Annotated in this window: 15 protein-coding genes and 6 pseudogenes; 10 read left to right on the top strand and 11 right to left on the bottom strand. The window is 52.0% G+C overall.

Annotation, left to right across the window (positions count from 1 at the left end):
• Positions 1-103: 103 nt before the first annotated feature.
• From ibsA to C1P89_RS03640, 3 genes are all read right to left on the bottom strand, one after another.
• Positions 104-163: a type I toxin-antitoxin system toxin IbsA gene (gene ibsA, locus C1P89_RS03650; RefSeq protein WP_010723109.1), complete on the bottom strand. Its 60-nt coding sequence runs from the start codon at positions 161-163 to the stop codon at positions 104-106.
• A 272-nt stretch (positions 164-435) separates the two neighbouring features.
• Positions 436-492 (bottom strand): type I toxin-antitoxin system Ibs family toxin, encoded by a 57-nt coding sequence (locus tag C1P89_RS03645; protein WP_001386899.1) that lies wholly within the window; start codon positions 490-492, stop codon positions 436-438.
• A 270-nt stretch (positions 493-762) separates the two neighbouring features.
• A complete protein-coding gene (locus tag C1P89_RS03640; RefSeq protein WP_100249772.1) occupies positions 763-819 on the bottom strand; it encodes a type I toxin-antitoxin system Ibs family toxin in 57 nt (18 codons plus the stop codon).
• A 278-nt stretch (positions 820-1,097) separates the two neighbouring features.
• Between C1P89_RS03640 and mdtA the strand changes: the two genes are divergently transcribed.
• The 9 genes and pseudogenes from mdtA to trhP all read left to right on the top strand — a co-directional run bounded on the left by mdtA (position 1,098) and on the right by trhP (position 14,876).
• Positions 1,098-2,339: a multidrug efflux RND transporter subunit MdtA gene (mdtA, locus tag C1P89_RS03635; protein ID WP_000679025.1), complete on the top strand. Its 1,242-nt coding sequence runs from the start codon at positions 1,098-1,100 to the stop codon at positions 2,337-2,339.
• Positions 2,339-5,461, top strand: a complete 3,123-nt coding sequence (gene mdtB / locus C1P89_RS03630; protein WP_001197890.1) for a multidrug efflux RND transporter permease subunit MdtB — start codon at positions 2,339-2,341, stop codon at positions 5,459-5,461. Before mdtA ends, mdtB begins: the two co-directional genes overlap by 1 nt.
• A pseudogene (mdtC, locus tag C1P89_RS03625) lies at positions 5,462-8,538 on the top strand (multidrug efflux RND transporter permease subunit MdtC).
• Complete coding sequence (locus C1P89_RS03620) at positions 8,539-9,954, top strand: MFS transporter (RefSeq protein WP_000137839.1); 1,416 nt, start codon at positions 8,539-8,541, stop codon at positions 9,952-9,954. It abuts the pseudogene before it with no gap.
• Positions 9,951-11,354: an envelope stress sensor histidine kinase BaeS gene (gene baeS, locus C1P89_RS03615; RefSeq protein WP_000675146.1), complete on the top strand. Its 1,404-nt coding sequence runs from the start codon at positions 9,951-9,953 to the stop codon at positions 11,352-11,354. The genes C1P89_RS03620 and baeS overlap by 4 nt, the downstream gene beginning before the upstream one ends.
• Positions 11,351-12,072 (top strand): annotated as a pseudogene (gene baeR / locus C1P89_RS03610) (envelope stress response regulator BaeR). Before baeS ends, baeR begins: the two are co-directional and overlap by 4 nt.
• A 141-nt stretch (positions 12,073-12,213) precedes the next feature.
• A pseudogene (locus tag C1P89_RS03605) lies at positions 12,214-12,908 on the top strand (IS1 family transposase).
• A 128-nt stretch (positions 12,909-13,036) separates the two neighbouring features.
• The gene (locus C1P89_RS03600; RefSeq protein WP_000929408.1) at positions 13,037-13,369 is read left to right on the top strand and encodes a YegP family protein; all 333 of its coding nucleotides are present in this window, start codon (positions 13,037-13,039) and stop codon (positions 13,367-13,369) included.
• Between the two features lie 146 nt (positions 13,370-13,515).
• A pseudogene (gene trhP / locus C1P89_RS03595) lies at positions 13,516-14,876 on the top strand (prephenate-dependent tRNA uridine(34) hydroxylase TrhP).
• 329 nt (positions 14,877-15,205) lie between these two features.
• On the opposite strand, the gene yegR reads toward trhP, so the two are convergent.
• The gene (yegR, locus tag C1P89_RS03590) at positions 15,206-15,523 is read right to left on the bottom strand and encodes a protein YegR (protein ID WP_001295425.1); all 318 of its coding nucleotides are present in this window, start codon (positions 15,521-15,523) and stop codon (positions 15,206-15,208) included.
• Positions 15,524-15,928: 405 nt separating this feature from the next.
• On the opposite strand from yegR, the gene yegS reads away from it, so the two are divergent.
• The gene (yegS, locus tag C1P89_RS03585) at positions 15,929-16,828 is read left to right on the top strand and encodes a lipid kinase YegS (RefSeq protein ID WP_000807372.1); all 900 of its coding nucleotides are present in this window, start codon (positions 15,929-15,931) and stop codon (positions 16,826-16,828) included.
• 81 nt (positions 16,829-16,909) lie between these two features.
• On the opposite strand, the gene C1P89_RS03580 is transcribed toward yegS, so the two are convergent.
• The 7 genes and pseudogenes from C1P89_RS03580 to gatY all read right to left on the bottom strand — a co-directional run bounded on the left by C1P89_RS03580 (position 16,910) and on the right by gatY (position 23,153).
• A complete protein-coding gene (locus C1P89_RS03580; protein ID WP_001295426.1) occupies positions 16,910-17,683 on the bottom strand; it encodes a DeoR/GlpR family DNA-binding transcription regulator in 774 nt (257 codons plus the stop codon).
• A gap of 105 nt (positions 17,684-17,788) precedes the next feature.
• A complete protein-coding gene (gene gatD, locus C1P89_RS03575) occupies positions 17,789-18,829 on the bottom strand; it encodes a galactitol-1-phosphate 5-dehydrogenase (RefSeq protein ID WP_000839934.1) in 1,041 nt (346 codons plus the stop codon).
• 47 nt (positions 18,830-18,876) lie between these two features.
• Positions 18,877-20,231: pseudogene (locus C1P89_RS03570) on the bottom strand (PTS galactitol transporter subunit IIC).
• A gap of 3 nt (positions 20,232-20,234) precedes the next feature.
• Positions 20,235-20,519, bottom strand: coding sequence for a PTS galactitol transporter subunit IIB (gene gatB, locus C1P89_RS03565; protein ID WP_000823277.1), 285 nt, complete (start codon positions 20,517-20,519; stop codon positions 20,235-20,237).
• Between the two features lie 30 nt (positions 20,520-20,549).
• Entirely contained in the window at positions 20,550-21,002 is a 453-nt protein-coding gene (gene gatA / locus C1P89_RS03560; RefSeq protein WP_000182904.1) for a PTS galactitol transporter subunit IIA, read from the bottom strand.
• Between the two features lie 9 nt (positions 21,003-21,011).
• Positions 21,012-22,270: pseudogene (gene gatZ / locus C1P89_RS03555) on the bottom strand (tagatose-bisphosphate aldolase subunit GatZ).
• 28 nt (positions 22,271-22,298) lie between these two features.
• Positions 22,299-23,153 carry a tagatose-bisphosphate aldolase subunit GatY gene (gatY, locus tag C1P89_RS03550; RefSeq protein WP_000289795.1) on the bottom strand — a complete coding sequence of 285 codons (855 nt, stop codon included), beginning with the start codon at positions 23,151-23,153 and terminating at the stop codon, positions 22,299-22,301.
• Positions 23,154-23,193: the final 40 nt, after the last annotated feature.

Raw genomic sequence — 23,193 nt, 5'->3', positions numbered from 1 at the left:
TTCGCCTCGCAAGAACGGAGAGCCGTCGATTGACACTAAGGGCGGAGTGACATAATTTCAGGAGTGAGGGTTAGGGAGAGGTTTCCCCCTCCCCCTGGTGTTCTTAGTAAGCCTGGAAGCTAATCACTAAGAGTATCACCAGTATGATGACGTGCTTCATCATAACCCTTTCCTTATTAAAAGCCCTCTTCTCCGGGAGAGGGTTTCCCGTTTCAGCGTCCCGCTGAAATCGTCGGCTTACCTCCTTTCGCCCTGAATGCAGTCTATCGCTAACGCGTGAACAAAATAGTTTCATCTGTGATTATTGCGTAACGACTCGCAAAGAATATTTGCTGGCAGGATCGCAGACTACAAAGCCTGCGGATTGACAATCTTATCGTGAAGGCATAATTTCAGGAGTGAGGGTAGAGCGGGGTTTCCCCCGCCCTGGTAGTCTTAGTAAGCGGGGAAGCTTATGACTAAGAGCACCACGATGATGAGTAGCTTCATCATGACCCTTTCCTTATTAAGGCCCCTTCCTCGGGAGGGGCTTTCCCGTTTCAGCGTCCCGCTGAAATCGTCGGCTTACCTCCTTTCGCCCTGTATGCAGTCTATCGCTGACTTGCGGATAAAATAGTTTCCAGTGTGATTATTGCGTAACGTCTCGCAAAGAATATTTGCTGGCAGGATCGCAGACTGCAAAGCCTGCAGATTGACAATCTTATCGTGAAGGCATACTTTCAGGAGTGAGGGTAGAGCGGGGTTTCCCCCGCCCTGGTAGCCTTAGTAAGCTGGCCAGCTAATGACTAAGAGCACCACGATGATGAGTAGCTTCATCATGACCCTTTCCTTATTTATGGCCCCTTCCTCGGGAGGGGCTTTCCCGTTTCAGCGTCCCGCTGAAATCGGCGGCTTACCTCCTTTCGCCATGCAAGCAGTCTATCGCTAACGCGTAGATAAAATAGTTTCCTGTGTTATTACTGGATGCGTGCTCGCAAATGTGCCCGTCATTCAGACGATTCCCGACAGTGTTTCATAATTCCTCCATTTTTCTCCCTTATTGGCTGGCTACACTAGTATCATTCCGCGAAACGTTTCAGGAAGAGAAACTCTTAACGATGAAAGGCAGTTATAAATCCCGTTGGGTAATCGTGGTGGTTATCGCCGCCATCGCCGCATTCTGGTTCTGGCAAGGCCGCAATGACTCCCAGAGTGCAGCCCCAGGGGCGACGAAACAAGCGCAGCAATCGCCAGCGGGTGGTCGCCGTGGTATGCGTTCCGGCCCATTAGCCCCGGTTCAGGCGGCGACCGCCGTAGAACAGGCAGTTCCGCGTTACCTCACCGGGCTTGGCACCATTATCGCCGCTAATACTGTTACGGTGCGCAGCCGCGTGGACGGTCAACTGATGGCGTTACATTTCCAGGAAGGCCAGCAGGTCAAAGCAGGCGATTTACTGGCAGAAATTGACCCCAGCCAGTTCAAAGTTGCATTAGCACAAACCCAGGGCCAACTGGCAAAAGATAAAGCCACGCTTGCTAACGCCCGCCGTGATCTGGCGCGTTATCAGCAACTGGCAAAAACCAATCTCGTCTCCCGTCAGGAGCTGGATGCCCAACAGGCGCTGGTCAGTGAAACCGAAGGCACCATTAAGGCTGATGAAGCAAGCGTCGCCAGCGCGCAGTTGCAACTCGACTGGAGCCGCATCACCGCACCAGTCGATGGTCGCGTTGGTCTCAAGCAGGTTGATGTTGGTAACCAAATCTCCAGTGGTGATACCACCGGAATTGTGGTGATCACCCAGACGCATCCTATCGATTTAGTCTTTACCCTGCCGGAAAGCGATATCGCTACTGTAGTGCAGGCGCAAAAAGCCGGAAAACCGCTGGTGGTAGAAGCCTGGGATCGCACCAATTCGAAGAAATTAAGTGAAGGCACGCTGTTAAGCCTCGATAACCAAATCGATGCCACAACCGGTACGATTAAAGTGAAAGCACGCTTTAATAATCAGGATGATGCGCTGTTTCCCAATCAGTTTGTTAACGCGCGCATGTTAGTCGACACCGAACAAAACGCCGTAGTGATCCCAACAGCCGCCCTGCAAATGGGCAATGAAGGCCATTTTGTCTGGGTGCTGAATAGCGAAAACAAGGTCAGCAAACATCTGGTGACGCCGGGCATTCAGGACAGTCAGAAAGTGGTGATCCGTGCAGGTATTTCTGCGGGCGATCGCGTGGTGACAGACGGCATTGATCGCCTGACCGAAGGGGCGAAAGTGGAAGTGGTGGAAGCCCAGAGCGCCACCACTCCGGAAGAGAAAGCCACCAGCCGCGAATACGCGAAAAAAGGAGCACGCTCCTGATGCAGGTGTTACCCCCGAGCAGCACAGGCGGCCCGTCGCGCCTGTTTATTATGCGTCCTGTCGCCACCACGCTGCTGATGGTGGCGATCTTACTCGCCGGGATTATCGGTTATCGCGCCCTGCCCGTTTCGGCGCTGCCGGAAGTGGACTATCCGACCATTCAGGTGGTCACGCTCTACCCAGGTGCCAGCCCGGATGTCATGACCTCTGCCGTTACCGCGCCGCTCGAACGCCAGTTCGGGCAGATGTCTGGCCTGAAACAGATGTCGTCGCAAAGTTCCGGCGGTGCGTCAGTTATCACTTTGCAGTTCCAGCTAACATTACCGCTCGATGTCGCCGAGCAGGAAGTGCAGGCCGCGATTAACGCTGCGACCAACTTGTTGCCGAGCGATCTGCCTAACCCGCCGGTTTACAGCAAAGTGAACCCGGCAGATCCGCCGATCATGACGCTCGCCGTCACCTCAACCGCCATGCCGATGACGCAAGTGGAAGATATGGTGGAAACCCGCGTCGCGCAGAAAATCTCGCAGATTTCCGGCGTCGGCCTGGTGACGCTTTCCGGCGGTCAGCGTCCGGCTGTTCGCGTCAAACTTAACGCTCAGGCGATTGCCGCCCTCGGCCTGACCAGCGAAACCGTGCGCACCGCCATTACCGGCGCTAACGTTAACTCGGCAAAAGGTAGCCTCGACGGCCCTTCCCGTGCAGTCACGCTTTCCGCGAACGACCAGATGCAATCCGCCGAAGAGTATCGCCAGCTAATCATCGCCTACCAGAACGGCGCGCCAATTCGTCTGGGCGATGTCGCAACTGTAGAGCAAGGTGCAGAAAACAGCTGGCTCGGCGCGTGGGCGAACAAAGAACAGGCCATTGTGATGAATGTTCAGCGCCAGCCCGGTGCTAACATTATCTCCACCGCCGACAGCATTCGGCAGATGCTGCCACAGCTCACTGAGAGTCTGCCGAAATCGGTGAAGGTGACAGTGCTTTCCGATCGCACCACCAATATCCGCGCATCCGTCGATGATACTCAGTTTGAATTGATGATGGCTATCGCGCTGGTAGTCATGATTATCTACCTGTTTTTGCGCAATATTCCGGCGACCATCATTCCCGGTGTTGCTGTACCGCTGTCGTTAATCGGCACTTTCGCGGTTATGGTGTTTCTCGATTTTTCAATCAATAACCTGACACTGATGGCGTTAACTATCGCCACCGGATTCGTGGTCGATGACGCCATCGTGGTGATCGAAAACATTTCCCGCTATATCGAAAAAGGCGAAAAACCGTTGGCGGCGGCGCTCAAGGGCGCAGGTGAAATCGGCTTTACCATTATCTCGCTGACCTTCTCACTGATTGCGGTGTTGATCCCACTGCTGTTTATGGGCGATATCGTCGGGCGACTGTTCCGCGAATTTGCTATTACCCTGGCGGTAGCGATTTTGATCTCAGCGGTGGTGTCGCTGACCCTGACACCGATGATGTGCGCGCGGATGCTCAGCCAGGAGTCGTTGCGTAAACAGAACCGCTTCTCCCGTGCCTCGGAAAAAATGTTCGACAGGATAATCGCCGCCTATGGTCGTGGACTGGCGAAAGTGCTGAATCATCCGTGGCTGACCTTAAGCGTGGCACTCAGCACGCTGCTGCTTAGCGTGCTGCTGTGGGTGTTCATTCCGAAAGGTTTCTTCCCGGTACAGGACAATGGCATTATTCAGGGCACTTTGCAGGCACCGCAATCCAGCTCCTTTACCAATATGGCCCAGCGACAACGCCAGGTCGCGGACGTGATTTTGCAGGATCCGGCAGTGCAAAGCCTGACCTCATTTGTTGGCGTTGATGGCACTAACCCGTCGCTGAATAGTGCACGTTTACAAATCAACCTCAAACCGTTGGATGAACGTGATGATCGGGTGCAAAAAGTCATCGCCCGTCTGCAAACGGCGGTAGATAAAGTGCCGGGCGTCGATCTCTTCCTGCAACCAACGCAGGATCTGACTATTGATACTCAGGTCAGCCGCACCCAGTACCAGTTTACCTTGCAGGCCACCTCACTGGATGCGCTCAGTACCTGGGTGCCACAGTTGATGGAAAAACTCCAGCAACTGCCACAGCTTTCTGATGTCTCCAGCGACTGGCAGGACCAAGGGCTGGTGGCGTATGTCAATGTTGATCGCGACAGCGCCAGCCGTCTGGGGATCAGCATGGCGGATGTCGATAACGCCCTGTACAACGCGTTTGGTCAGCGACTGATTTCCACTATTTATACTCAGGCTAACCAGTATCGCGTAGTGCTGGAGCACAACACCGAAATTACCCCGGGCCTCGCGGCGCTGGATACCATTCGCCTGACCAGTAGCGACGGCGGCGTGGTGCCGTTAAGCTCAATTGCCAAAGTTGAACAGCGTTTTGCGCCGCTTTCCATCAACCATCTGGATCAGTTCCCGGTAACGACCATCTCCTTTAACGTGCCGGATAACTATTCGCTGGGCGATGCGGTGCAGGAGATTATGGACACCGAAAAGACGCTGAATCTGCCGGTGGATATCACCACGCAATTCCAGGGCAGCACCCTCGCCTTCCAGTCGGCGCTGGGCAGCACTGTCTGGCTGATTGTCGCGGCGGTGGTGGCGATGTATATCGTGCTCGGCATTCTGTACGAGAGCTTTATTCACCCGATCACCATTCTCTCGACGCTACCCACCGCAGGGGTCGGCGCGCTGCTGGCATTAATGATTGCCGGTAGCGAACTGGATGTGATTGCGATTATCGGCATTATTTTGCTGATCGGTATTGTGAAGAAGAACGCCATCATGATGATCGACTTCGCGCTGGCTGCTGAGCGCGAGCAAGGCATGTCGCCGCGCGATGCAATCTACCAGGCTTGTCTGTTGCGTTTTCGTCCGATCCTGATGACCACCCTGGCGGCTCTGCTTGGCGCGCTGCCGCTGATGTTGAGTACCGGGGTCGGCGCGGAACTGCGTCGTCCGTTAGGTATCGGCATGGTCGGCGGTCTGATTGTCAGCCAGGTGCTGACGCTGTTCACCACGCCGGTGATTTATCTGCTGTTCGACCGCCTGGCATTGTGGACCAAAAGTCGCTTTGCTCGCCATGAAGAGGAGGCGTAAGTGAAGTTTTTTGCCCTCTTCATTTACCGCCCGGTGGCGACGATTTTACTGTCGGTCGCCATTACCCTGTGCGGCATACTGGGCTTCCGTATGCTGCCGGTCGCCCCGCTGCCGCAGGTCGATTTTCCGGTGATTATGGTCAGCGCCTCGCTGCCCGGTGCGTCACCAGAAACAATGGCGTCTTCCGTTGCCACGCCGCTGGAGCGCTCGCTTGGGCGCATTGCCGGGGTCAGCGAAATGACCTCCAGCAGTTCGCTCGGCAGCACACGTATTATTTTGCAGTTTGATTTTGACCGGGACATCAACGGCGCAGCGCGTGATGTGCAGGCGGCGATCAACGCTGCACAAAGTTTGCTGCCCAGTGGGATGCCCAGCCGTCCGACCTATCGCAAAGCGAACCCGTCGGATGCGCCAATTATGATCCTCACGCTGACATCCGATACTTATTCGCAGGGTGAACTGTACGATTTCGCCTCGACGCAGCTGGCTCCGACGATTTCGCAAATCGACGGTGTTGGTGATGTCGATGTCGGAGGCAGCTCACTGCCCGCCGTACGCGTCGGGCTGAATCCGCAGGCGCTGTTTAATCAGGGCGTGTCGCTGGACGACGTACGCACCGCCATCAGCAATGCCAACGTGCGTAAACCGCAGGGCGCGCTGGAAGATGGCACTCACCGCTGGCAGATCCAGACCAATGATGAGCTAAAAACCGCCGCTGAATATCAGCCGTTGATTATTCACTACAACAACGGCGGCGCGGTTCGTCTGGGCGATGTGGCGACGGTGACCGACTCAGTGCAGGATGTGCGCAACGCCGGGATGACCAACGCCAAACCGGCTATTTTACTGATGATCCGCAAACTGCCGGAAGCCAATATTATCCAGACGGTTGACAGCATCCGGGCAAAATTACCGGAGTTGCAGGAAACCATTCCGGCGGCGATTGATCTGCAAATTGCCCAGGATCGCTCCCCCACCATTCGCGCCTCGCTGGAAGAAGTCGAGCAAACGCTGATTATCTCGGTGGCGCTGGTGATTCTGGTGGTGTTTTTATTCCTGCGCTCGGGTCGCGCCACTATTATTCCGCCGTTTCGGTGCCGGTTTCGCTGATTGGTACGTTTGCGGCGATGTACCTGTGCGGATTCAGTCTCAATAACCTTTCGTTAATGGCGCTCACCATCGCTACTGGTTTCGTGGTGGATGACGCCATCGTGGTGCTGGAAAACATTGCACGTCATCTGGAAGCGGGAATGAAACCGTTGCAAGCCGCACTGCAAGGTACTCGCGAAGTCGGTTTTACGGTGCTGTCGATGAGTCTGTCACTGGTGGCGGTGTTCCTGCCGCTGCTGTTGATGGGCGGATTGCCGGGCCGACTGTTACGCGAGTTTGCCGTGACGCTTTCTGTCGCCATTGGTATTTCGTTGCTGGTTTCTCTGACATTAACGCCAATGATGTGTGGCTGGATGCTGAAAGCCAGCAAGCCGCGCGAGCAAAAGCGACTGCGTGGTTTTGGTCGCATGTTGGTAGCCCTGCAACAAGGCTACGGCAAGTCACTGAAATGGGTGCTCAATCATACCCGTCTGGTGGGCGTGGTGCTGCTTGGCACCATTGCGCTGAATATCTGGCTGTATATCTCGATCCCGAAAACCTTCTTCCCGGAGCAGGACACTGGCGTGTTGATGGGCGGGATTCAGGCGGATCAGAGTATTTCGTTTCAGGCGATGCGCGGTAAGTTGCAGGATTTCATGAAAATTATCCGTGACGATCCGGCAGTGGATAATGTCACCGGCTTTACAGGCGGTTCGCGAGTGAACAGCGGGATGATGTTTATCACCCTCAAGCCACGCGACGAACGCAGCGAAACGGCGCAGCAAATTATCGACCGTCTGCGCGTAAAACTGGCGAAAGAACCGGGGGCGAATCTGTTCCTGATGGCGGTACAGGATATTCGCGTTGGTGGGCGTCAGTCGAACGCCAGCTACCAGTACACGTTGTTATCCGACGACCTGGCGGCACTGCGCGAATGGGAGCCGAAAATCCGCAAAAAACTGGCGACGTTGCCGGAACTGGCGGACGTGAACTCCGATCAGCAGGATAACGGCGCGGAGATGAATCTGGTTTACGACCGCGACACCATGGCACGGCTGGGAATCGACGTGCAGGCCGCCAACAGCCTGTTAAATAACGCCTTCGGTCAGCGGCAAATCTCGACCATTTACCAGCCGATGAACCAGTATAAAGTGGTGATGGAAGTGGATCCGCGCTATACCCAGGACATCAGTGCGCTGGAAAAAATGTTCGTTATCAATAACGAAGGCAAAGCGATCCCGCTGTCGTATTTCGCTAAATGGCAACCGGCGAACGCTCCGCTGTCGGTGAATCATCAGGGATTATCGGCGGCCTCGACCATCTCGTTCAACCTGCCGACCGGAAAATCGCTCTCGGACGCCAGTGCGGCGATCGATCGCGCAATGACCCAGCTTGGTGTGCCTTCGACGGTGCGCGGCAGTTTTGCCGGAACAGCGCAGGTGTTCCAGGAGACGATGAACTCACAGGTGATCCTGATTATCGCCGCCATCGCCACGGTGTATATCGTGCTGGGTATCCTTTACGAGAGTTACGTACACCCACTGACGATTCTCTCCACCCTGCCCTCGGCGGGCGTTGGTGCGCTGCTGGCGCTGGAGCTGTTCAATGCCCCGTTCAGCCTAATAGCCCTGATAGGGATCATGCTATTAATCGGCATCGTAAAGAAAAACGCCATTATGATGGTCGATTTTGCGCTCGAAGCCCAACGGCACGGTAACCTGACGCCGCAGGAAGCTATTTTCCAGGCCTGTCTGCTGCGTTTTCGCCCGATTATGATGACTACCCTGGCGGCGCTGTTTGGCGCGCTGCCGCTGGTGTTGTCGGGCGGTGACGGCTCGGAGCTGCGGCACCCCCTGGGGATCACCATTGTCGGTGGACTGGTAATGAGCCAGCTTCTGACGCTGTATACCACGCCGGTGGTGTATCTCTTTTTCGACCGTCTGCGGCTGCGTTTTTCGCGTAAACCTAAACAAACGGTAACCGAGTAAATGACAGAACTTCCCGACAGCACCCGCTGGCAATTGTGGATTGTGGCTTTCGGCTTCTTTATGCAGTCGCTGGACACCACCATCGTTAACACCGCCCTTCCCTCAATGGCGCAAAGCCTCGGGGAAAGTCCGTTGCATATGCACATGGTCATTGTCTCTTATGTGCTGACCGTGGCGGTGATGCTGCCCGCCAGCGGCTGGCTGGCGGACAAAGTCGGCGTGCGCAATATTTTCTTTACCGCCATCGTGCTGTTTACTCTCGGTTCACTGTTTTGCGCGCTTTCCGGCACGCTGAACGAACTGTTGCTGGCACGCGCGTTACAGGGCGTTGGCGGTGCGATGATGGTGCCGGTCGGCAGGTTGACGGTGATGAAAATCGTACCGCGCGAGCAATATATGGCGGCGATGACCTTTGTCACGTTACCCGGTCAGGTCGGTCCGCTGCTCGGTCCGGCGCTCGGCGGTCTGCTGGTGGAGTACGCGTCGTGGCACTGGATCTTTTTGATCAACATTCCGGTGGGGATTATCGGTGCGATCGCCACATTGCTGTTAATGCCGAACTACACCATGCAGACGCGGCGCTTTGATCTTTCCGGCTTTTTATTGCTGGCGGTTGGCATGGCTGTATTAACCCTGGCGCTGGACGGCAGTAAAGGTACAGGTTTATCGCCGCTGGCGATTGCTGGCCTGGTCGCAGTTGGCGTGGTGGCACTGGTGCTTTATCTGCTGCACGCCAGAAATAACAACCGCGCCCTGTTCAGTCTGAAACTGTTCCGCACTCGTACCTTTTCGCTGGGCCTGGCGGGGAGCTTTGCCGGACGTATTGGCAGTGGCATGTTGCCCTTTATGACACCGGTTTTCCTGCAAATTGGCCTCGGTTTCTCGCCGTTTCATGCCGGACTGATGATGATCCCGATGGTACTTGGCAGCATGGGAATGAAGCGAATTGTGGTTCAGGTGGTGAATCGCTTTGGTTATCGTCGGGTACTGGTAGCGACCACGCTGGGTCTGTCGCTGATCACCCTGTTGTTTATGACTACCGCTCTGTTGGGCTGGTACTACGTTTTGCCGTTCGTCCTGTTTTTACAAGGGATGGTCAACTCGACCCGTTTCTCCTCCATGAACACCCTGACGCTGAAAGATCTCCCGGACAATCTGGCGAGCAGCGGCAACAGTCTGCTGTCGATGATTATGCAATTGTCGATGAGTATCGGCGTCACCATCGCCGGGCTGTTGCTGGGACTTTTTGGTTCGCAGCATGTCAGCGTCGACAGCGGCACCACACAAACCGTCTTTATGTACACCTGGCTTAGCATGGCGTTTATCATCGCCCTTCCGGCGTTCATCTTTGCCAGAGTGCCGAACGATACGCATCAAAATGTAGCTATTTCGCGGCGAAAAAGGAGCGCGCAATGAAGTTCTGGCGACCTGGTATTACCGGCAAACTGTTTCTGGCGATTTTCGCCACCTGCATTGTTTTGCTGATCAGTATGCACTGGGCGGTGCGTATCAGTTTTGAGCGTGGCTTTATTGATTACATCAAGCATGGTAATGAACAGCGATTACAACTGTTAAGTGATGCGCTTGGCGAGCAGTATGCGCAGCATGGCAACTGGCGCTTCCTGCGCAACAATGATCGCTTTGTCTTTCAGATCCTGCGTTCATTTGAACACGATAATTCGGAAGATAAACCCGGCCCGGGTATGCCACCGCACGGCTGGCGTACCCAGTTCTGGGTGGTTGATCAAAACAACAAAGTGCTGGTTGGTCCGCGAGCGCCGATTCCACCTGACGGTACACGGCGACCCATTCTGGTCAACGGTGCGGAAGTTGGCGCGGTGATCGCCTCCCCCGTTGAGCGGTTAACGCGCAATACTGATATCAATTTCGATAAACAACAGCGGCAAACCAGCTGGTTGATTGTCGCCCTGGCAACGTTACTCGCGGCACTTGCCACTTTTCTGCTGGCGCGCGGTTTACTGGCACCGGTAAAACGACTTGTCGATGGCACGCACAAACTGGCGGCGGGCGATTTCACTACCCGCGTAACGCCCACCAGTGAAGATGAACTGGGCAAACTGGCGCAAGACTTCAACCAGCTTGCCAGCACACTGGAGAAAAACCAGCAAATGCGGCGCGATTTTATGGCCGATATTTCTCACGAACTGCGTACGCCATTAGCGGTGCTGCGCGGTGAACTGGAAGCTATTCAGGATGGCGTGCGCAAATTCACGCCGGAGACGGTGGCGTCTTTACAGGCGGAGGTCGGTACACTGACCAAACTGGTTGACGATCTCCATCAGTTGTCGATGTCTGATGAAGGCGCCCTCGCCTATCAAAAAGCACCGGTAGATTTGATCCCACTGCTGGAAGTGGCGGGCGGCGCATTTCGCGAACGATTCGCCAGCCGTGGCCTGAAACTGCAATTTTCCCTGCCAGACAGTATTACCGTATTTGGCGATCGCGACCGTTTAATGCAGTTATTCAATAATTTACTTGAAAACAGCCTGCGCTACACTGACAGCGGCGGCAGCCTGAAAATCTCTGCCGAGCAGCACGACAAAACGGTGCGCCTGACCTTTGCCGACAGTGCGCCAGGTGTCAGTGACGAGCAGCTACAAAAATTATTTGAACGTTTTTATCGCACCGAAGGTTCCCGCAACCGCGCCAGCGGTGGTTCCGGGCTGGGGCTGGCGATTTGCCTGAACATTGTTGAAGCACATAATGGCCGCATTATTGCTGCCCATTCGCCTTTTGGCGGGGTAAGCATTACAGTAGAGTTACCGCTGGAACGGGATTTACAGAGAGAAGTATGACCGAGTTACCAATCGACGAAAACACACCGCGTATTTTGATCGTGGAAGATGAACCGAAGCTGGGGCAGTTGCTCATTGATTATCTGCGTGCTGCGAGCTATGCGCCGACGCTTATCAGCCACGGCGATCAGGTACTGCCGTATGTGCGCCAGACACCACCGGATCTGATCCTGTTGGATCTGATGCTCCCTGGCACCGATGGCTTGACGCTGTGCCGGGAAATTCGTCGTTTTTCTGACATTCCTATCGTGATGGTGACGGCAAAAATCGAAGAGATCGACCGCCTGCTCGGACTGGAGATTGGCGCAGATGACTACATCTGCAAGCCGTACAGCCCACGGGAAGTGGTAGCGCGCGTCAAAACCATTTTGCGCCGTTGCAAACCGCAGCGCGAATTGCAGCAACAGGATGCCGAAAGCCCGTTGATTATCGACGAAGGTCGTTTTCAGGCTTCATGGCGCGGTAAAATGCTTGACCTGACGCCTGCGGAATTTCGTCTGTTGAAAACGCTCTCTCATGAACCAGGAAAAGTGTTCTCCGCGAGCAATTGCTCAATCATCTTTATGACGACTACCGCGTAGTAACCGACCGCACCATTGACAGCCACATTAAAAACCTGCGCCGCAAGCTGGAATCTCTCGACGCCGAACAGTCATTTATCCGCGCCGTTTACGGCGTTGGTTACCGCTGGGAAGCCGACGCCTGCCGCATCGTTTAGTTTTAGCGACATGACTTTGTTAGCCGGAGATGGCGTTCAGACCAGATCCGGCAACATTATCCCACGCATGGTCAGCAAACTGACATGGTGATGCTGCCAACTTACTGATTTAGTGTATGATGGTGTTTTTGAGGTGCTCCAGTGGCTTCTGTTTCTATCAGCTGTCCCTCCTGTTCAGCTACTGACGGGTGGTGCGTAACGGCAAAAGCACTGCCGGACATCAGCGCTATCTCTGCTCTCACTGCCGTAAAACATGGCAACTGCAGTTCACTTACACCGCTTCTCAACCCGGTACGCACCAGAAAATCATTGATATGGCCATGAATGGCGTTGGATGCCGGGCAACTGCACGCATTATGGGCGTTGGCCTCAACACGATTTTACGTCACTTAAAAAACTCAGGCCGCAGTCGGTAACCTCGCGCATACAGCCGGCAGTGACGTCATCGTCTGCGCGGAAATGGACGAACAGTGGGGCTATGTCGGGCTAAATCGCGCCAGCGCTGGCTGTTTTACGCGTATGACAGTCTCCGGAAGACGGTTGTTGCGCACGTATTCGGTGAACGCACTATGGCGACGCTGGGGCGTCTTATGAGCCTGCTGTCACCCTTTGACGTGGTGATATGGATGACGGATGGCTGGCCGCTGTATGAATCCCGCCTGAAGGGAAAGCTGCACGTAATCAGCAAGCGATATACGCAGCGAATTGAGCGGCATAACCTGAATCTGAGGCAGCACCTGGCACGGCTGGGACGGAAGTCGCTGTCGTTCTCAAAATCGGTGGAGCTGCATGACAAAGTCATCGGGCATTATCTGAACATAAAACACCATCAATAAGTTGGAGTCATTACCAACTGACATTATCTCTCCGCCCTGGCAGGCATCAGAAAATCGCTCATACTTTAATCGGTAAACAGCACCTTTAGATGCTGTTTTCGATACGCAATTTCAATCAAGGAGTCATTATGGCTGGTTGGTTTGAACTCAGTAAGAGCAGTGATAATCAGTTCCGGTTTGTGCTAAAAGCGGGCAATGGTGAGACTATCCTCACCAGCGAGCTGTATACATCAAAAGCCTCTGCGGAAAAGGGCATCGCGTCGGTGCGTAGCAACAGCCCGCAAGAAGAACGCTATGAGAAAAAAACGGCAAGTAACGGCAAATTCTATTTCAATCTGAAAGCCGCCAATCATCAAATTATCGGCTCCAGCCAGATGTACGCCACCGCGCAATCTCGTGAAACCGGAATTGCCTCCGTTAAAGCCAATGGCACAAGCCAGACGGTGAAAGACAATACGTAATTACGATGCCGGGCGTGGGTTGTCGGCGTCCGGCGCTTTACCAGATCCCCCCACAGCGCTACAATGCCCGCCCTTAAAGTGGGGGCACTCCCCTAACCGCTTCATCAGGTGAAGCGGAGCTGACCTGTCATCAGAACGAGAGAATTATGTTTAAACCGGAACTCCTTTCCCCGGCGGGAACGCTGAAAAATATGCGTTACGCTTTCGCTTATGGCGCAGATGCTGTTTATGCGGGCCAGCCGCGTTACTCCCTGCGTGTGCGCAACAACGAATTCAACCACGAAAATCTTCAGCTCGGCATCAATGAAGCCCACGCGCTGGGGAAAAAGTTTTATGTCGTGGTCAACATTGCACCGCACAACGCCAAGCTGAAAACCTTTATCCGTGACCTGAAACCGGTGGTGGAAATGGGCCGGATGCGCTGATTATGTCCGATCCAGGGCTGATTATGCTGGTGCGTGAGCACTTCCCTGAAATGCCGATCCACCTCTCGGTGCAGGCTAACGCCGTAAACTGGGCGACGGTGAAATTCTGGCAGCAAATGGGCCTGACCCGCGTGATCCTCTCTCGCGAGCTGTCGCTGGAAGAGATTGAAGAGATCCGCAATCAGGTGCCGGATATGGAGATTGAGATCTTCGTTCACGGTGCGCTGTGCATGGCCTACTCCGGTCGCTGCCTGCTCTCTGGCTATATCAACAAGCGCGATCCGAACCAGGGTACCTGCACCAACGCCTGCCGCTGGGAGTACAACGTCCAGGATGGGAAAGAAGATGACGTTGGCAACATCGTACACAAGTACGAGCCGATTCCGGTGCAAAATGTTGAGCCGACGCTAGGTATCGGCGCGCCAACCGACAAAGTGTTTATGATCGAAGAAGCCCAGCGTCCGGGCGAGTATATGACCGCGTTTGAAGATGAGCACGGCACTTACATCATGAACTCGAAAGATCTGCGCGCCATCGCCCATGTAGAACGCCTGACCAAAATGGGCGTGCATTCGCTGAAAATCGAAGGCCGTACTAAATCTTTCTACTATTGCGCACGCACCGCACAGGTTTATCGTAAAGCTATCGATGATGCCGCTGCGGGCAAACCGTTCGATACCAGCCTGCTGGAAACTCTGGAAGGTCTGGCGCATCGTGGCTATACCGAAGGTTTCCTGCGTCGTCATACTCACGACGATTATCAGAACTACGAATACGGTTATTCAGTTTCTGACCGCCAGCAGTTTGTTGGTGAGTTTACCGGTGAGCGCAAGGGGGACCTCGCAGCGGTAGCGGTGAAAAATAAATTCTCCGTTGGCGACAGCCTTGAGCTGATGACGCCGCAAGGCAACATTAACTTTACCCTTGAGCACATGGAAAACGCCAAAGGTGAAGCGATGCCGGTCGCACCAGGCGATGGTTATACTGTGTGGCTCCCGGTCCCGCAGGATCTTGAGCTAAATTACGCGCTGCTGATGCGTAATTTCTCCGGGGAAACCACGCGTAACCCACACGGTAAGTGATTAATTTCGATTATTTTTCCCGGATGGAAAATTCTTAGAAACCGATCACATACAGCTGCATTTATTAAGGTTATCATCCGTTTCGCTGAAAAACATAACCCATAAAATGCTAGCTGTACCAGGAACCACCTCCTTAGCCTGTGTAATCTCCCTTACACGGGCTTATTTTTTATGCATAAGCCCTATCCCTGGTCACCGTCTTCCATTGACCACATCGATAGAATCTCCCTTCATAGCACGATGCCTTTCACGTAACGGCATCGTGCTCGCACAGGTTCCGGCTAAGCACAACCAGAACGCGCATGTTTGATGCTTACCAAAAAATATTCTCACTCTCCACATTTGAATGTCAGACGAGCGACGCCATGTAATCCTGCACCTTCTGTCTTCAGGTCAACTATCTGCATTTTTTTGCCCTGAGTAACACAGAAATGGGCTGCATCATTTTTTACTATATTTTCTGCACCAGATATTCTGCCCCTAGCTAAAGAAGCTTCGGCTTCGGTGTAGTATTGGTTATCGAGTTTACGCTGAATATTACTTTTATATGCAAGACCAAATTTACCGATACTTGTTTCATCATTATGCACAGCACAACCAGATATAAGAAAAATACTAATTAATGATATAGCAGCTATCTTTTTCATCTCACCTTCCCCCATTAAATACCAACGACACTCTCTAGTGTTTAAATATAATAATGGCATGATTATTATAATTGAATAGGATTATAATAAATGTTCTGTACAACATTTCCTACATAAGTAGGAATTACGGACATTGAGGCCCTTCAGGGTAACTCCATGGGGGCTTTAATATATTATATTGAAGATGCCACTGTTTAGTTGAATATTAGGTATATGCTCTTTTTTGAAATTTATCGGTGGCAGCCGTTAGTATTCGCTGTCCCCATTGCAAGCTCCTGGTGGTAACCACTGAATCCTCCATACTTGAACTGACTTTTTATCCTCCGACTTTCATCCTGTTCTGACTCCACCTTTTGTTTTCTGCTCTACACTATCTACAGACCAATCATAAAGGCACATACGATCATGGCAGAATTTCCCGCCAGCTTACTGATTCTTAATGGCAAAAGTACTGACAATCTACCCTTGCGCGAAGCAATTATGCTGTTGCGTGAGGAAGGAATGACGATCCATGTGCGGGTCACCTGGGAGAAAGGCGATGCCGCACGATATGTAGAGGAGGCCCGGAAGTTGGGCGTCGCAACGGTGATTGCCGGTGGTGGCGATGGCACCATTAATGAAGTTTCTACGGCGTTGATTCAGTGTGAGGGGGATGGCATACCCGCGCTGGGAATTTTGCCATTAGGAACCGCCAATGATTTTGCCACCAGTGTAGGGATTCCTGAGGCACTGGATAAGGCGCTGAAACTGGCAATTGCCGGTAACGCCATTGCGATAGATATGGCGCAGGTCAACAAACAAACCTGTTTTATTAATATGGCGACAGGCGGATTTGGGACGCGTATTACCACAGAAACGCCGGAAAAATTAAAAGCCGCGCTGGGTGGCGTCTCTTACATCATTCATGGCTTAATGCGCATGGATACTCTGCAACCGGACCGTTGTGAAATCCGCGGTGAAAACTTTCACTGGCAAGGTGACGCCCTGGTCATTGGTATTGGTAACGGGCGTCAGGCCGGTGGCGGTCAGCAATTGTGTCCGAACGCGTTAATTAACGATGGCTTGCTGCAACTGCGCATTTTTACCGGCGATGAAATTCTTCCGGCTCTCGTATCAACCTTAAAATCTGACGAAGATAACCCGAATATTATCGAAGGCGCTTCGTCGTGGTTTGATATACAAGCCCCACACGAAATCACTTTTAATCTTGATGGCGAACCGTTGAGCGGACAAAACTTTCATATTGAAATACTTCCGGCGGCGTTGCGTTGTCGATTACCACCAGATTGTCTATTATTGCGTTAATCAAACTATTCTCTCTTGAACCAGGGAGAATCCGAAATGCCGGATGCGGTGTAAATACCTTATCCGGCATACAGAACAATACTACACCGTAATTAATTTTACCCGTGTCTTCTGCAATGCCAGTTTATCCACCTCTGATACAGCATCATCGGTAATAATAATGTCAATTTTTTCGATTGGCAGTACCTGATTAAAACCGCGACGGTTAAATTTCGATGAATCGAGAACGGCAATCACTTTATTAGCGGCGGTGACCATCGCACCGCTAATCGAATAACCTTCATTAAAGGTCGTAATACCATTAACCGCATCAATACCATCAGCACCGACAAACATTAAATCGGCATTAATATCCTGCAATGAACGCTCGGCAATGGAACCATGCATCGAGCGCGTTTTATGGCGGACCGTGCCACCACAGACGACCAGAGTAATGTCTTTATTTTCGGAAAGGGCAAACGCTGCCGGGAGACTGTTGGTAATCACCGTGATATTTTTAGCGGTCATTAATCCTTCGGCGATAAGCATTGTCGTACTTCCGCTGTCGAGAATAACGGTCATCCCTTCATGGATCATTTTGACTGCCGCCTGCGCTATTCTGTTTTTTGGCGCGCTGGCGAGCTGAAATCGCTCTTTAAACCCGACTTCCTGGGTCTCGGTTTCACTATTACCGGACATTATTTTCGCCGCACCGCCATGAAAGCGCGTAACCACGCCTTTTTGTTCGAGAAAGCGCAAATCGGCACGGATTGTCGCTTCCGAGGCAGCAAATACTCCCGCCAGATCCTGAACAAGCACGGTTCCCTGTTCATTCACTAATTGGATGATCTTATTCCTTCGCTCGAATGAATTCATCGTCATTTACCCATATTCAATTGTGGCTAGTGTAAACGAAGGGGGACCATTGGTGAATGATCTGTTTTGCACAATACCGGGCCAGCATCACGCTGGCCCGCGGTTTCATGGAATGAGCAACACTTTGCCCGGCATGGCATTACGAGCGATGTCACGCACCGCCTGGGTGAAGCTTTCAAAGCTTCCACGGTGAGCGATTAATGGCTCCAGGCTTAACTTACGTTCTGTCAGCAACCGGCTCGCCGTTTCCCACTCCTGCCCCGGCCAAGGGCTGGAATAGTTCATCCAACTGCCGATAACCGTCAGCTCTTTACGCAATATTTTGCCAAACGTTGCCGATGTTAAATGCAGATCCTGATGCAACGTGCCCACCAGCGCCAGTTGGGCATGAGGACCGGCAATCTCTACCGCCAGTTCGACAGTTTGCGGTACGCCAGCCGTCTCGAGGATAAGCTGATTAAAGCGCAGTTCGCGTAAAACGCTCTGCATTTGCGGCGCGCTCATTTCGCTACTGTTAAATGTTTGCATCGCACCGAAAGATTTTGCCAATGCCAGTTTTTCTGAGCTAATGTCGATCGCCGTCACACTCTTTGCTCCCAGCGCGACAGCGCACTGAATAGCCAGCAGGCCAATGGTTCCGGCACCAATAATAATAACGTTTTTATTCTCACAACCTTGCGCTAAATGAAAAGCATGCAGGCCAACGGTAATCGGCTCAATAAAAGCCCCATCCTCAATAGGCATATCCGTGGGTAGAGCAAAGACATTTTTTCGCTTAACGACAATATATTCAGCAAATCCACCATCACGCCGCGAGCCAATAAAATCATATTTTGCGCACTGGGAATAAAACCCTTTCAAACACTCTGGATAAGTAAAACAGGGTAATAACGGCACACAGGCAACCGCATCGCCAGGGTGTAAATCATCAACACCGGATCCCACCGCATCAATATAGCCGCTAAATTCATGGCCTAACGTTATTGGATAATAATGTGCACCATTTTTAAATATCCTGGGTAAATCGGAACCACATAAGCCCGAGCTGGCAATTTTTACCCGCACCTCATCCTGATGTTTAATTTCAGGAATGACGCTTTCTGCAACGCGCACGATACCATCAGTATCATTCACCATTGATTTCATAAAAACTCCTGATTGTTAAGGGGGATAACCTCCCCCTCAGGTAAAAATTATTCTGCGAGAACGGTTTTCTCTTGTTTAATAAAACCACGCGCTCTACGCCAGGTCATGAAAATACCGGTAAGATAAATTGCGCCGATAATAATGAAACCGGGAATATTTTGCGTGGAGAAAACCTGAATCAGTAACCAGGTAATGGAGAACCGCCCTGATCCATTGAAGCCACCATACCCCCGGCTTTTAACGCCCCAGCATTAGCCGCCAGTTGGGTGTGCAAACCAATAGTTTGCGTCGCGATCCACAGGGTGATGCTCATAATGATGACACCCGAGATTAAGGTGCGGAACAGATTTCCACGATGCACCGCGACCGCCATCGCCACGAAGAAGCCGATGGTGGCAAGATCGCCAAACGGCAGTACCTGATTACCCGGAACACAAACAGCAATTAAAATGGTGAGCGGGATAAAAATCAGGCTTGCCGATACCACCGCCGTATGCCCCAGCAGTAATGCGGGATCCAGGCCAATCAGGAACTCCTGACCGCCGAACTTCGCCTGTAAACGACTACGGGCCTGCTTAGCGATGGGCGTTAAACCATCCATGATGGGTTTAATCACCCGTGGCATCAGCAGCATAACTGCCGCCGTTTTTACCGCCAGCTGCAATACACCTTTGACATCGTAACCCGCGAGGATGCCGATAATCAGCCCCATCACAAAACCCACGGTGACAGGCTCGCCAAATGGACCAAATTTGCGCTGAATATCGTCGGCGCTAAATTTAATTCGGTTAACGCCTGGGATTTTCTCGATGATAGCATCGACCAGCACCGCAATCGGCCCCATATACGCCGACGTACCGTGCGGAATAGCAATACCTTCCAGCTCAAAGAAATTTCGGGTATCGCGGGCAAACCAGTCGCCGAGCTTATAAACAAACGCCGCGTGAATTACCACACCTGCCATCCCTATCATCCATGAACCGGTTGCCAGATGCAGCAACGCGCCGGTGAAGGTCATATGCCAGATATTCCAGATATCAACATTTACCACCCGCGTCATACGGGTCAGTAACATCGCCACGTTAACCAGAATCGCAATCGGAATCGCCACCAGCGCAATTTGCGACGCCCAGGTCATTGGTGAAGAGCCCGGCCAGCCGACATCGACCACATGCAGATTCAGGTCGAAATTTTCCGCCATCGCTTTCGCCGCCGGACCAATGGAATCCAGCATTAAGCCAATCACAAGGCCAATGCCAACAAAGCCAATCCCGATATGCAGACCCGCTTTAAAGCAATCGCCTGCCTTCATGCCTAATATTTTAGAAAAAATAATGATGACAATCGGAAGCATCACCGTAGGGCCGAGGTCGAGAATATAACGCATGACTTCTGAAAACATAGGTCACCCCTGTAAGATAGTCAGAATTTTATTTTGTAATGCTTCGATACCGACACCAGAAATAAAAGGCATGCCGTGAACTAACGGAATATCGCCAAAACTACGATCCACTTTGGCAGTGGTGCATATCAAATGCACACCATCCATATAGGTTTCTATTTCATTAACCCGACACTGGATTAATTCAACAGGAATACTATGATTCTGACACAACTCTTTAATTTCTTCCGCCGCCATCGTAGAGGTCGCAACCGCGCCTCCGCAAGCGACAATAATCTTGCGTTTCATAAATAGTCCTTTTTATTGTTACAGAGGGATTTATTCGTCTGAATCTAAAACATACTTTGTGAAGTATTCCTTTAACTGGGTTTCAGGAAGAGTGATTAGTGTCTCGACGATATCGGGCTGTTGTAACTTGCCAAATAAACAGCGTAAAAGTTTCAATTGCTGCTGCGGATTCTCCACAATCAACGCAATAACCAACGATACCTCCACGTCGTTATCATCATCCGCTTGCTGAAAATGAACTTTATTTGTTGGCCTTAACAGATAAATGGCTGACGACTTAGCATGAATCGCCTCACAATGCGGTATTGCAATGGCGTGCTGCTCAAGCATTATCCCGGTAGGGAATTCTGCTTCTCTGGCAATTAATGCCTGTGGCCAGGTATCATGAACCACACCTTTGGCGAGCATCTCATTACCGATATGGGTTAAAACTTCGCTACGATCGACAAAAGAAATTCCGCTACGAACAAACAGGTTAGTCATATACCGTCCTTATTCCGCACAGCCGTAGCGATAGGCGCGCAAAACATCATAAATTTTATCCATAATCAGCTGATGCGGTATTGCTGATAATTCCCCGGACTGAATGCGTTCAAATTGTTTGGGAAGATACTGACTAATCATGCCCAGTGGGATGTCCACGCCTTCAAGATTCACCATCATCGTTTCGACGCTATTTTTAATCCGACTATGCGGCCAGTAATAACGAATACGATCCGACAGGCTGTAACGAATATCCAGTAATGAATCGTTAAAACCCGTACGATAATATTTTTTTCCAGTATTGCGGTTCGTCGAGCATCACTTCTTCAATTACCGCCAGGCAACCGCTGCGATTTTCAGGGGCGATAAGTTCCTGCTCAATTTGTGCCAGTGCAAATATCGCCTCGCGTAAAGCAAAGGTTAATGCGGGACCGACTTTCAATATTGCAAAGTGATCGCGGACTAATTCCCAATAAGCCGTCCGGGTCTGGTAATCGGTAGAATGTGCTTCATAAACCATTCGGGTGTTTTCTATCCATTGCGCCAGCGGCTGCGCTTCCTGCGGCTGATAATGGATAATATTGCTGTGATCAAATTCCACGCCCGGCTGCACCACGATGGCAATCACGCGTGTTAACGCCTCTGTCAGCCCACGGGCAATAAAGGCCTTTTGATGCGTACGTAAAGTATTGGCGGCATCTTCAACATGGGTGATGTGTACTGACTGAATGGCGCTGGCCTCACCGCCCGGAACCGGAACTTCAGTGCCAATGACATAGCTCAGTTGCTCACGCTGGCAATCTGTCGCCACACTTTCCGCAGCAAAGCAAAGCAGCTCGTTCCGCAACCGTTTCTGGTGCTAACGGTATGGGATCCCCCGCGCAGGACATTGACGCATCAAGATGAATTTTACTGAAGCCAGCACGAACATATGCTTTTACCAGCTCGACGGATTTTTCCATCGCCGCATCCGCATTTTCTTGCTGCCAGCAGTTTGGCCCCAGATGATCGCCGCCGAGAATAATGCGTTCGCGTGCAAATCCGACTTTATCGGCAATCGTAAAAACAAATTCGCGAAAGTCTGCCGGTGTCATTCCGGTATAACCGCCAAATTGATTGACCTGGTTTGACGTTGCTTCAATCAGCACTTTGCGCGTGCTGTTGCGATCAAATGCCAGCGCCGCTTCGATAACCAACGGATGGGCAGAACAGACTGAACATATGCCGATATGTTCACCAGCTTTATGCCGGGCAATTAACGTTTTCATGTTTTTTCCTTGTTAAATGGCAGGTGCGTTATGCCCTGCCCTCGCAGCCACAATCGGCAATCACTTTGCTCACCACATCGCGCATTGCGGATTTAGCCGACTGCAAATAATCCCGGGGATCGGTCGCTTCAGGGTGCTCGGTCAGGTAATTTTTTAACGCCTGCGAGAAGGCATTTTTCAGCTCCGTTGCAACGTTGATTTTGCATATCCCCAGTTTGATGGTTTGCTGAATATCCTTAGTCGATAACCCTGACGCGCCATGCAGCACCAGCGGTAAGTTCACCCACTGGCGAATGTTCTCCAGTCGAGAAAAATCAAGCGCCGGTGCGCTGGCATACATCCCATGAGCCGTGCCGATGGCGACCGCCAGGGAATCAATTCCGGTTGCCTCGGCAAATTCACGCGCCTGAGCGGGGTTGGTATAAAAAACATCGGCTTCATTGACTTGCACATCATCTTCCTGGCCGCCAAGTTGCCCCAGCTCCGCTTCGACGCTGACATCAAAGCGATGGCAAAAATCCACCACCTCTTTGACCCGTGAAATATTTTGCGCAAAAGGCAAATGCGAGGCGTCAATCATGACTGAGCGCACGCCAGAACGAACCTTCTGAGCGATATCGTCAAATTTCGTGTGATGGTCGAGATGAATTGCCAGTGGATGGTGATATTGCTTCGCCATCGCGCTGACCAGCGCCAACAGATTTTCTGTACCAGCATAAGTGAATGTGCCAGGCGTTCCGGCGATGATGACCGGCGCATGCAGGTTGGCAGCGGTTTCCACCACCACTTGCATCGTTTCGAGATTGTGAATATTGAATGCCGGAACCGCATAACCGCCGCGCTGTGCGTTGTTCAGCATCTGCTTTGTCGATACCACGTACATTTTCATATCCTGTCGCTTGTTTTCGATTTCAAAATATAAT

This window comes from Shigella sonnei, assembly GCF_002950395.1.
GTDB lineage: Bacteria > Pseudomonadota > Gammaproteobacteria > Enterobacterales > Enterobacteriaceae > ECMA0423.
The sequence above is the reverse complement of the archived record's forward strand: the minus strand, read 5'-3'. Positions and strand labels throughout refer to the sequence as shown.

Bases quoted from the DNA above. Each gene is read 5' to 3' on its own strand.
- yegR (WP_001295425.1), bottom strand. From the start codon at position 15,523: ATGAAAAAGATAGCTGCTATATCATTAATTAGTATTTTTCTTATATCT.
- mdtA (WP_000679025.1), top strand. From the start codon at position 1,098: ATGAAAGGCAGTTATAAATCCCGTTGGGTAATCGTGGTGGTTATCGCC.
- C1P89_RS03580 (WP_001295426.1), bottom strand. From the start codon at position 17,683: ATGAATTCATTCGAGCGAAGGAATAAGATCATCCAATTAGTGAATGAA.
- gatA (WP_000182904.1), bottom strand. From the start codon at position 21,002: ATGACTAACCTGTTTGTTCGTAGCGGAATTTCTTTTGTCGATCGTAGC.
- gatY (WP_000289795.1), bottom strand. From the start codon at position 23,153: ATGTACGTGGTATCGACAAAGCAGATGCTGAACAACGCACAGCGCGGC.
- gatB (WP_000823277.1), bottom strand. From the start codon at position 20,519: ATGAAACGCAAGATTATTGTCGCTTGCGGAGGCGCGGTTGCGACCTCT.
- C1P89_RS03600 (WP_000929408.1), top strand. From the start codon at position 13,037: ATGGCTGGTTGGTTTGAACTCAGTAAGAGCAGTGATAATCAGTTCCGG.
- yegS (WP_000807372.1), top strand. From the start codon at position 15,929: ATGGCAGAATTTCCCGCCAGCTTACTGATTCTTAATGGCAAAAGTACT.
- C1P89_RS03620 (WP_000137839.1), top strand. From the start codon at position 8,539: ATGACAGAACTTCCCGACAGCACCCGCTGGCAATTGTGGATTGTGGCT.
- gatD (WP_000839934.1), bottom strand. From the start codon at position 18,829: ATGAAATCAATGGTGAATGATACTGATGGTATCGTGCGCGTTGCAGAA.
- baeS (WP_000675146.1), top strand. From the start codon at position 9,951: ATGAAGTTCTGGCGACCTGGTATTACCGGCAAACTGTTTCTGGCGATT.
- mdtB (WP_001197890.1), top strand. From the start codon at position 2,339: ATGCAGGTGTTACCCCCGAGCAGCACAGGCGGCCCGTCGCGCCTGTTT.